The sequence below is a fragment of the Parendozoicomonas verongulae genome (assembly GCF_009711465.1).
GTDB classification, from domain to species: Bacteria; Pseudomonadota; Gammaproteobacteria; order Pseudomonadales; family Endozoicomonadaceae; genus Sansalvadorimonas; species Sansalvadorimonas verongulae.
On the sequence record NZ_SMME01000737.1, the window covers coordinates 1 to 8,270 of the forward strand.

Consider the following 8,270-nt stretch of genomic DNA (forward strand, 5'->3'; position numbering starts at 1 on the left):
TCTCGGGCGGCTTTCTCTTTTTCCCAGGCGGCCTGACCAGCATGCTCAGCATCTTCTTCCTTATTGGCTTCAGTATTCTTCAAGGAACTCACACCGTCGTCGCTATCTTCAGCAAACGATGCATGGGAGTCCTGCGTTGTTCCCAGGCTTTCTGAAGCATGAACAGCCTCTTTATTACCTGTGGCATCTGCACTCTGATCAGAATCTTTGTCCTGATGGCTAAACAGAGGATTATCATCTTCCCCTTCATAGCCACGGAAGTAGTCTTTTACCTCTTCTCGCTCTTTGCCCTCATTGGTTTCTTTATTGATCAGGCCATCAACCTCTTCGTCGTCATCGTCTGCTGTTACGCCATCAATCACATTATTAATGGCATCCCCCAAATCATTCAGGGCATCCCAGAATCCGGCATAGGCGACATTGGTGTTGATACCAGTAACAGCAAGCAGAATCAGCGCAAGAAGATGACTACCTATAACTTGACGTAAGTTTTTAAAACTGTCTTTCGTTGATCTGCTCATAGGTAACTCCTTATACCAAGTGCAAAATAATGCCCCCTTTGAAAAAGAGGTGTGTCCAGTCAGTTAGATATATTTAAAGGAAGGGAGTTCCTGAGACTTAGGTCTTATATGTAGCTTGCAATGGAGGGGTTCATAAGACAAAAAGGGTGTCGGGGCAGCCAGACAGCCCCCCCCTTGGCGAAAGCAATGGTTTGGGTTCTTACGTTGCCGTTCTCACTGTGACCGTTTTGTAGGTGGTTTCCAATAGCTTTGGGCCATGTTCTTCTTGCGTCAATTTTGCCAACAGTTTATGCGTCTGCTGGAGATACCTGGCACGCTCCTGTCTGTCCTGCTGAATATCGTTTTCATACTGTGCATCGACACTTACTCCAAATTTGCGTTCCAGATAATTACCAGCACTCAGGCTCAGACGCACAGCCAGAACAACTGCTGGCACACAGCAGAGAATACTCCCTGCTATAAAAACACTGGAGTTCGTATACGGGTTAACATCATAACTTTCCATAAAACCATGGAACGCCTTCAAACCGTAATACCCCATCCAGGATGTGGCACCACTGGCGAGAAAGCTAACAGCCACTTTACACACCGTCACAATACGACTGTTCGTAGTTTGCATGTCTTTCGGTGCAACATATTGAAGCTTTAAGGGGGGGATCAGACTGTCTCCCTCTGCCGTACTGGCCGTGCGTCCCTGGTACTGTCCAGTGACACCCGAAGTATTCTTGTCAGCATTGTGGGTTGGGGTTGGATATGACCGGCCCCCGGGCTCTTTCACATGACTTCCTGACATGGCTCATCTCCGTGTTTAAATACTTAATCCCGAGTAATAACAAATGACCTGTCGTTAAGGTCTCGTCTTTTTTACCTCTAAAGAAAACTGATTTGTGTGATCAGCAACTGCCTTGCTTAGCTCATTCTGAGCCAACTGCCTTGCTCTACCGTCCTGACCATACAGGTCATACAGCCTTTGAACGGCGGCATACTGCTCTTTAGCCCGTCGCGTTTCTTCACGAGACTCCTTCAGCAGCTGAGCCTTTGTACTTTTATTGGTGCCACAGACAGAGCGAACCGTCTCAGTGAAAAACCAGACAACACCAAAAGAAATCGTGGTCAACTGATTGCGAACACCCTGTAGCGCCCGATAGAAACCTTTGGTGCCTTCCTGGGGTAATCGAGGGAAAAGACGCATGCAATACCTGGGGACAAACCAGGCTAATGCAGTACAAGCGCCAGCAACAGAAAAGACAGACACCGCTGCATCCACAAGAGCGACCTTCATCTTTTCAAGGGACTTGCTTTTAGGCTGAGGCTCCATTTCAGGCATCTTTAAAGAGTCCGGAATTTCAAGAAGCTCGGAAATTGCCTTGTCACAATCCGTCAGGTTTTGAGCCAAAGCATCTCGATTACTCTGGGGTGGGGGCGGATTAGACGCCCTGTGTGAGCACCGTGAAGCTCCATTCATAGCAAACCGTCCTTGTTTTAGTCTGAAATTACAAACTTCGACCCACAGCCAAAGACAGGGGTTCCCCAGTAGTCAGCATGCCTGACATGAGTGTTAGAAAAGAAGAGGCCCACCTGACGGTGGGCTCCTGAAGTGGCAGTACAGGCTGCTGAAAGGAAAGACTGTCCCTTAAGAAAAGGGTTAAATTATTAGTGACGCTGCGGACGTTTAGTACCACCATCGGTTTCAGAGCGCTTAGGCAGTGCGTCCTTAAGACCATTAACCTCATCCTGCATCGTATTAATGTTATCGGCGTTTGCACCGATCGCAGCCATATTTGCCTTAACCTGCCGACCAAGAGCATCATTCAGCTCAGGGCGGTAACCAGTCATCTTACGCAGTCCCCACTGAATCAAATCTTTACCCGCGAACAGGCCACCACCGGAAACAGCACCTTGTAATGCGTAGTTGCCAGTACCGCCACCAGCCAGAGTATCAGCCAGACAGCTGTCATCACCAAACAGGCAGTTCTCACTTCCCAGCCTGGCTTGCGCAACACTCTGCATCTCAGCAGCAGTAATGGCGCCCAAAGCACTGAATACACCACCAGCGATAGCAGGCGGCAGATAATTGTAGATACCAAACTTCATCGCATAGGCCAGACGAGACATAACATTGGAAGGCCAGATCTTGCCAATGGTTCGCGAGAAGATATTCTTCCTGGGTACCGGGTTGATTTGATCAGCCTGACTCTTGTCAGTGCCAACTTTTTTTTCTACAGCTGGCTGAACTTTTTCACTGCTATTTGCGGCGGGCTTTTTGCACTTTTTGCAGGCTACATAGCTACCAACGGCAGCAGTACCAGCTACAGCTGCACCAATTGCATAATACATAATGTCACTTCTCCTTCTCATTTTTGATGTCTGAACTCTTAGCTGTGTTGTTATGAAGACAAACAGCCCGCCGGATATTCAGCGGCCAGACTCTGGCGGGCTTGAGACACCTATACACGCTTCGCAAGCCGATGAGTTCATTCGGTCTCTATTGACCGAAGCAAAAAGAAGAGGTTCTAGGGAGAAACCGGTTCTGTCAGTGTTACTGACGGCATTGACCAGAAGCAAACAAACGGCAAGCTCTACAGAAAAACCGACACTCTATTGATAAACAACAATGTCAATACCTGCAAAAGTGCTCAACACTTTCAGAAAAAAAGCAACTTAGCCACCGTTGAGACCTGAAAAAAACGACAAGAGAACAATAAACAAACAAAAACAACAGCAAAATGAGCTTCTATAAGTATCAACCACAGGGTTAAAGTTGTGGCCATATTCCCATACAATAGGGCCACTCTCTACATCAGCCAGAATAGTTCTCAGGGGCTCAATAATGGCGCCAAAACTGAACGTACGGCATGCCAGCCAAGTTGCCTGCAGGGACTGTAGCCTGAGTCCACTGTGTTTGCCATTAGCACTGAAGATCGAAGATATTGACGATCTCGATGATATCATCAAGCGCGGCAGACCTTTGAAAAAAGGCGAACATCTGTTCCTTGAAGGTGATGCATTTCATAGTGTTTTCGCAGTCCGCTCCGGCGCACTGAAAACATACACATCCACTAATGAAGGTGAAGAGCAAATCACCGAGTTCTACCTGCCCAGTGAACTGGTTGGTCTCAGCGGACTGGACACCGACACCTACCCGGTTTCGGCCCAGGCGATTGAAACTACCATGGTCTGTGAAATTCCTTTCGATAAGCTCGAAAAGCTTGCGGACAGCCATCCGGCCTTGCGGCGACAGATTATGCGGGTCATGAGCAAAAAGATCCGCGAAGACCAGCAGATGAAGCTGTTGCTCTCCAAAAAGAATGCTGACGAGCGCATCGCCACATTCTTGATTAATCTTGCCAGCCGTTTCCGACGCAGAGGTTTTTCTTCCCAGTCTTTCCGCCTGTCCATGTCCCGTAATGAAATGGGTAACTATCTTGGCCTTGCAGTGGAAACAGTGAGCCGAGTGTTCACCCGGTTCCAGAAAGCGGAACTCATCCATGCTAACGGGAAAGAAATTGAGATTACCAACGCCATGGATCTATGCACTCTGGCAGGTGGTAAACTGTCTGACACCCCTGAGGTTGTCAACATTCAATAAGCCACAGATATGAATTATTCCGAATTTAGCGAAGACCGTCTGCGTAGCCTGATCCGGGCTGTGCCCGACTGGCCAGAGCCTGGTGTGATGTTCCGTGACATCACCACTCTGTTGAAATCTCCCGAAGGTATGCGCATGGTGCATGAAACGTTTGCGGCTCGCTACCGGGATCAAGGCATTACTCACATTGGTGCATTGGATGCCCGTGGCTTCTTGCTGGGTGCCCCCCTGGCTAACGCCCTGAATCTGCCTTTGGTCATTTTTCGTAAGCCCGGCAAACTGCCAGCAGAAACCATCTGCGAAGAGTACACCCTGGAATATGGAAAAGCGGCGCTGGAAGTTCACACAGATTCTCTGACAGCTGGCGATAAAATCGTACTCATTGATGATTTGATTGCCACCGGAGGTACTCTGCTTGCAGCCACCAAACTGGTGAAACGTCTGGAAGCCGAAGTTGTTGAAACCACTGCCATCATTGACCTGCCAACCCTTGGCGGTTCAAACCTGCTGAAAGAAGCTGGTATCCCGGTCTTTGCACTGACCAGCTACTAAAGCTCATCCCTCCCCAAATTGTGCCTGTTAAGGTTTTGGGGAGGAGTTTACTTCTCACTTTCTCTTCCTTTTTGCCGATGCCTCTTGTGAGAACTTCTGTTATACCTTTAGGTACAGAAGACGACCCTCACTGGAAGAGACTTGCCTCATGGGAATTTGCGCCAAGGAACTGCGCACACTGGTGATTCGCCCCACTCTCAAACATTTGAACCTTTGGAGTGAGGCTGCCGAGAATTTGCTTCTTGGTACCGCGGCCCAGGAGTCCGGGCTGGGTGAACACTTGAAAATAGGTGATCATCGTGCACTGGGTATCTACCAAATCACACCAAGAATGCATCGTAATATCTGGGATAACTTTCTTGCGACTCAACCAGAACTGGCCAGCAAGGTAAGAGGTTTAGCCAGCCAACACGAATTCCTCAATCACCCCCATGCGGAACTGGCAACCAACCTGTCCTATGCAACAGCAATTGCCTTGATGGTTTATCTACGCAGGGGCAAAGGTTTACCCGCATATTCGGCGGATGACCCGGAAAGGTTGGGGCGCTACTGGCATAACAATTTTCACAGCAAGCCTCAGGGCACTGTTGAGGAATTTGTTATTCATTACAATGCCCTGGTGCGGGATACCGCTAATACTGATTGAATGTTTACTGGCCACGAGCCTCAGCGCATTTCACGCAGAGGTTGGTGTAGGGCATAACTTGCAGACGAGCGAGAGGAATATCACCACCGCAGTCTTCACAGAGAGTGTATTCGTCTTCTTCAATACGCTCGAGAGCTTTCTGAATCAGACGCAGCTCATAAGCAGCTTCATTACCCAGAGCATCAAGCACTTCATCGTTCTCACGTTCCTGAGCCTGCTCAGACCAATCTGCATTCGCTTTACGAGAGACATCTCTTTTGATTTTACCCAAGCGCACCTGCAGCTCTGACTGACGACTCAGTAACATCTCACGAAATTGGTCATACTCCCCTTTCATGGCGGACTCCCTCTCGGTTTATTCCAAATACATGGAACAGTTATTGATCTATAGGACTTCTTCTTTCTGACGTATCTTGTCGGGATCGGGCTTTTTATTGTTAGAGTGGTCGAGTGTAGCAAACCATACACTTTAATAATGCGCCGTTTTTCCCCCAATACCAAGGGCATGCGAGGAATGGGAAACCTCCAGCTGCGTGAATACCCAACTGGTGGTGAGTGCAGTTACCGGTATAATAAGTCGTTTTTTAGAACAACAGCTTTTGAGAATGACAGCACCCAACCTTACTGGCGCCGAGAAGTACGAATTCAACAAGCTTCAGAAGAAGCTTCGCCGCTTTACCGGCCGCGCAATTGAAGACTTCAACATGATTGAAGATGGCGACAAGATCATGGTGTGCCTGTCTGGCGGCAAAGACAGCTATGCCATGCTGCACATTCTCATGAGCCTGCAGAAGAGCGCCCCCATCCACTTTGAACTGGTAGCCGTCAATCTGGATCAGAAGCAGCCCGGCTTCCCCGAGCATGTGCTGCCTGAGTACCTGGAAGCTTTAGGCGTCCCTTACCACATCATCAACCGTGACACCTACTCGGTAGTGAAGTCCAAGATTCCTGAAGGCAAAACCACCTGTGGTCTGTGCTCCCGTCTGCGTCGTGGCACTCTGTATGCCTTTGCTGAAGAGATTGGCGCCACCAAAATTGCCTTGGGCCATCATAAGGATGACATTGTAGAAACCCTGTTTCTGAATATGTTTTATGGTTCCCGCCTCTCCGGAATGCCACCCAAGCTGCGCTCAGATGACGGCCGTAACGTGATTATCCGCCCGCTGGCTTACTGCCGCGAGAACGATATCATCCAGTTTGCCGACCTGATGGAATTCCCCATTATTCCCTGCAACCTGTGTGGTTCTCAGGAAAACCTGCAGCGCCAGAATATTAAGGCCATGCTGGCGGAGTGGGAGCGCAGGCACCCCAGCCGTATTGAGTCCATTTTCTCGGCTATGCAGAACATTGCACCGTCCCAGATGGCGGACTTTGAATTGTTCAACTTCAAGGATCTCACCATCGACCGTACCGGTGAGCGCAAGCCGTACGAGCATGAAGACAACCAGTCCATTTTCTCAGGCAACATCCCTGAGCCGGTGAATAGCAGTGATGAAGCGATAACTGTGGTGAACTTTGATCCAAATGCCTGACAGGAGGGTTAGGCAGAAAGCATTCTAGCCATGATAGGTTTTGCCAGAGTATTCACTGTGGGGGGAATAACTGTGGTTAAACCTGGTTACCGAAAAGTCACCTGTTCAGTTTCCCGGTTTCTGTGGCTGGTTCTATTGGTCTTTGTGGCTTATGAACCATGTTTTGGCATGCCCCTGGAAGATCCGGAAGAAAAATACAAAGCTTACATGCCCATGGGGGAGGATTTTCCAGGCACTGTCAGCAGCGATGCAGAACGGGTGACGGAGACCTTCTCTTTTCAGCTGAAATCAAGGGATTTGTCCCCTTTACGGATGGAATTACCACCACGGCATCAGATAAGCACGGGGCTTTATCGAGTGCCGGGAGAGCCCATCACGATTGAACAGAAATCCTTGTCTTATGATCCGTGGGGTCAATGGCCAAGAGTGAGAATCGGAGCACATAGTGTAATTTTTACAGAACATGACCCCGAGCAACTCAAGAGAGTTGGACGTGCTACGGATAGGTTTCAGCTAAGAGAAGGTGTGCAACAAGATCGTGACAGAGCTTCCGGGCTGATTTACATAGAGTCGGATGAAAACGGGTCGGATTCTTTTGATATTACCATCTCAGGGGCTGTCAGGGCGCCTTGGTTCAAGTTGGGCAGAGATACACCCGAGCAATGGCGCAATGACATTCGCCACTACCCTGCACCCTGGGCAGAACTTGAAGGGAAATATTCCGTTCTTGCTTTGCCCTCCGCCATGGTACGGGATCTTGAAGATCCAACGCCAATTATCAACTTTTATGACCAAGTGATTCAAAGAGCCCATGCACTGACAGGTCTCAGTGACAATGATGAAGATGAGCGCGACAGAGCCCCGGATAATCTTTACCGCTTCACAATAGATGTTCAACAATGGCGCCACTCTTTAGCCACAGCCAGTGTCGACGGGTTCACACTGTATTGGCTTGCTTTCAATAACCCATTCCGGTGGCTGGATTCCAATGACCCTATGGTTTTTGACGTTCTCTTTCATGAGGTCGGCCATAGCCTGGAACCTGTTCATTTTTTATTTGAACCACCTGGAGCGACTGAGGCGTTTGCAGATCTGATAGTTTATGGCAATCAATATCGTAGAGGATATTGGTTTTTAGGAGATAGAATAGAATCAGCAGGATTTATATTCTTAAGTGATGCCGCTCATAACGGTGCCATGCCCTCATTAATGTGGCTTCTGGCATCATTTGTTGAGTATTTTCACCATGGTTATGATCCCCGTATCTGGGCAGAAAACTCAAAAGTCATGGAAAGCTGGAAAGGAGCCTTCATGATACAGCTCGTCAATCAGATATCAGATGACTTTATTCAAAAACTATACCGTACATTCCGCCATACCCCTGAGCACTTATTGCCTGCTAAAGACAATCAGCAGGAAAAAACAGATTT

10 protein-coding genes are annotated in these 8,270 nt (G+C 48.6%); 5 read left to right on the forward strand and 5 right to left on the reverse strand.

The genetic code is table 11. The annotated features are described in order from the left end of the window. The 4 genes from E1189_RS04475 to E1189_RS04490 form a co-directional block, all read right to left on the reverse strand. The coding region (locus E1189_RS04475) for a hypothetical protein (protein WP_155158857.1) at positions 1–521 on the reverse strand (521 nt) is incomplete at its 3' end. 199 nt (positions 522–720) lie between these two features. Further along, entirely contained in the window at positions 721–1,314 is a 594-nt protein-coding gene (locus E1189_RS04480) for a hypothetical protein (protein ID WP_155158858.1), read from the reverse strand. A gap of 54 nt (positions 1,315–1,368) precedes the next feature. After that, positions 1,369–1,986, reverse strand: a complete 618-nt coding sequence (locus tag E1189_RS04485; RefSeq protein ID WP_155158859.1) for a hypothetical protein — start codon at positions 1,984–1,986, stop codon at positions 1,369–1,371. 188 nt (positions 1,987–2,174) lie between these two features. Continuing rightward, positions 2,175–2,858, reverse strand: a complete 684-nt coding sequence (locus E1189_RS04490) for a hypothetical protein (RefSeq protein WP_155158860.1) — start codon at positions 2,856–2,858, stop codon at positions 2,175–2,177. A 493-nt stretch (positions 2,859–3,351) separates the two neighbouring features. On the opposite strand from E1189_RS04490, the gene fnr reads away from it, so the two are divergent. The 3 genes from fnr to E1189_RS04505 all read left to right on the forward strand — a co-directional run bounded on the left by fnr (position 3,352) and on the right by E1189_RS04505 (position 5,308). Beyond that, positions 3,352–4,110: a fumarate/nitrate reduction transcriptional regulator Fnr gene (gene fnr, locus E1189_RS04495; protein WP_155158861.1), complete on the forward strand. Its 759-nt coding sequence runs from the start codon at positions 3,352–3,354 to the stop codon at positions 4,108–4,110. Positions 4,111–4,119: 9 nt separating this feature from the next. After that, a complete protein-coding gene (locus E1189_RS04500) occupies positions 4,120–4,662 on the forward strand; it encodes an adenine phosphoribosyltransferase (protein ID WP_155158862.1) in 543 nt (180 codons plus the stop codon). A 148-nt stretch (positions 4,663–4,810) separates the two neighbouring features. After that, positions 4,811–5,308, forward strand: a complete 498-nt coding sequence (locus tag E1189_RS04505; RefSeq protein ID WP_155158863.1) for a hypothetical protein — start codon at positions 4,811–4,813, stop codon at positions 5,306–5,308. A gap of 4 nt (positions 5,309–5,312) precedes the next feature. Here the strand turns inward: E1189_RS04505 and E1189_RS04510 are convergent, their stop codons facing one another. Then, the gene (locus E1189_RS04510) at positions 5,313–5,645 is read right to left on the reverse strand and encodes a TraR/DksA family transcriptional regulator (RefSeq protein WP_155158864.1); all 333 of its coding nucleotides are present in this window, start codon (positions 5,643–5,645) and stop codon (positions 5,313–5,315) included. A gap of 268 nt (positions 5,646–5,913) precedes the next feature. Between E1189_RS04510 and ttcA the strand changes: the two genes are divergently transcribed. Continuing rightward, entirely contained in the window at positions 5,914–6,840 is a 927-nt protein-coding gene (gene ttcA / locus E1189_RS04515) for a tRNA 2-thiocytidine(32) synthetase TtcA (protein ID WP_155158865.1), read from the forward strand. A 30-nt stretch (positions 6,841–6,870) separates the two neighbouring features. Further along, positions 6,871–8,270, forward strand: a 1,400-nt coding sequence (locus E1189_RS04520) for a M60 family metallopeptidase (RefSeq protein WP_230460160.1), incomplete at its 3' end; no start/stop codon positions are given.

Coding starts and splice junctions, on each gene's coding strand:
- E1189_RS04480 (WP_155158858.1), bottom strand. CDS start 1,314: ATGTCAGGAAGTCATGTGAAAGAGCCCGGGGGCCGGTCATATCCAACC.
- E1189_RS04485 (WP_155158859.1), bottom strand. CDS start 1,986: ATGAATGGAGCTTCACGGTGCTCACACAGGGCGTCTAATCCGCCCCCA.
- E1189_RS04490 (WP_155158860.1), bottom strand. CDS start 2,858: ATGTATTATGCAATTGGTGCAGCTGTAGCTGGTACTGCTGCCGTTGGT.
- fnr (WP_155158861.1), top strand. CDS start 3,352: ATGGCGCCAAAACTGAACGTACGGCATGCCAGCCAAGTTGCCTGCAGG.
- E1189_RS04500 (WP_155158862.1), top strand. CDS start 4,120: ATGAATTATTCCGAATTTAGCGAAGACCGTCTGCGTAGCCTGATCCGG.
- E1189_RS04505 (WP_155158863.1), top strand. CDS start 4,811: ATGGGAATTTGCGCCAAGGAACTGCGCACACTGGTGATTCGCCCCACT.
- E1189_RS04510 (WP_155158864.1), bottom strand. CDS start 5,645: ATGAAAGGGGAGTATGACCAATTTCGTGAGATGTTACTGAGTCGTCAG.
- ttcA (WP_155158865.1), top strand. CDS start 5,914: ATGACAGCACCCAACCTTACTGGCGCCGAGAAGTACGAATTCAACAAG.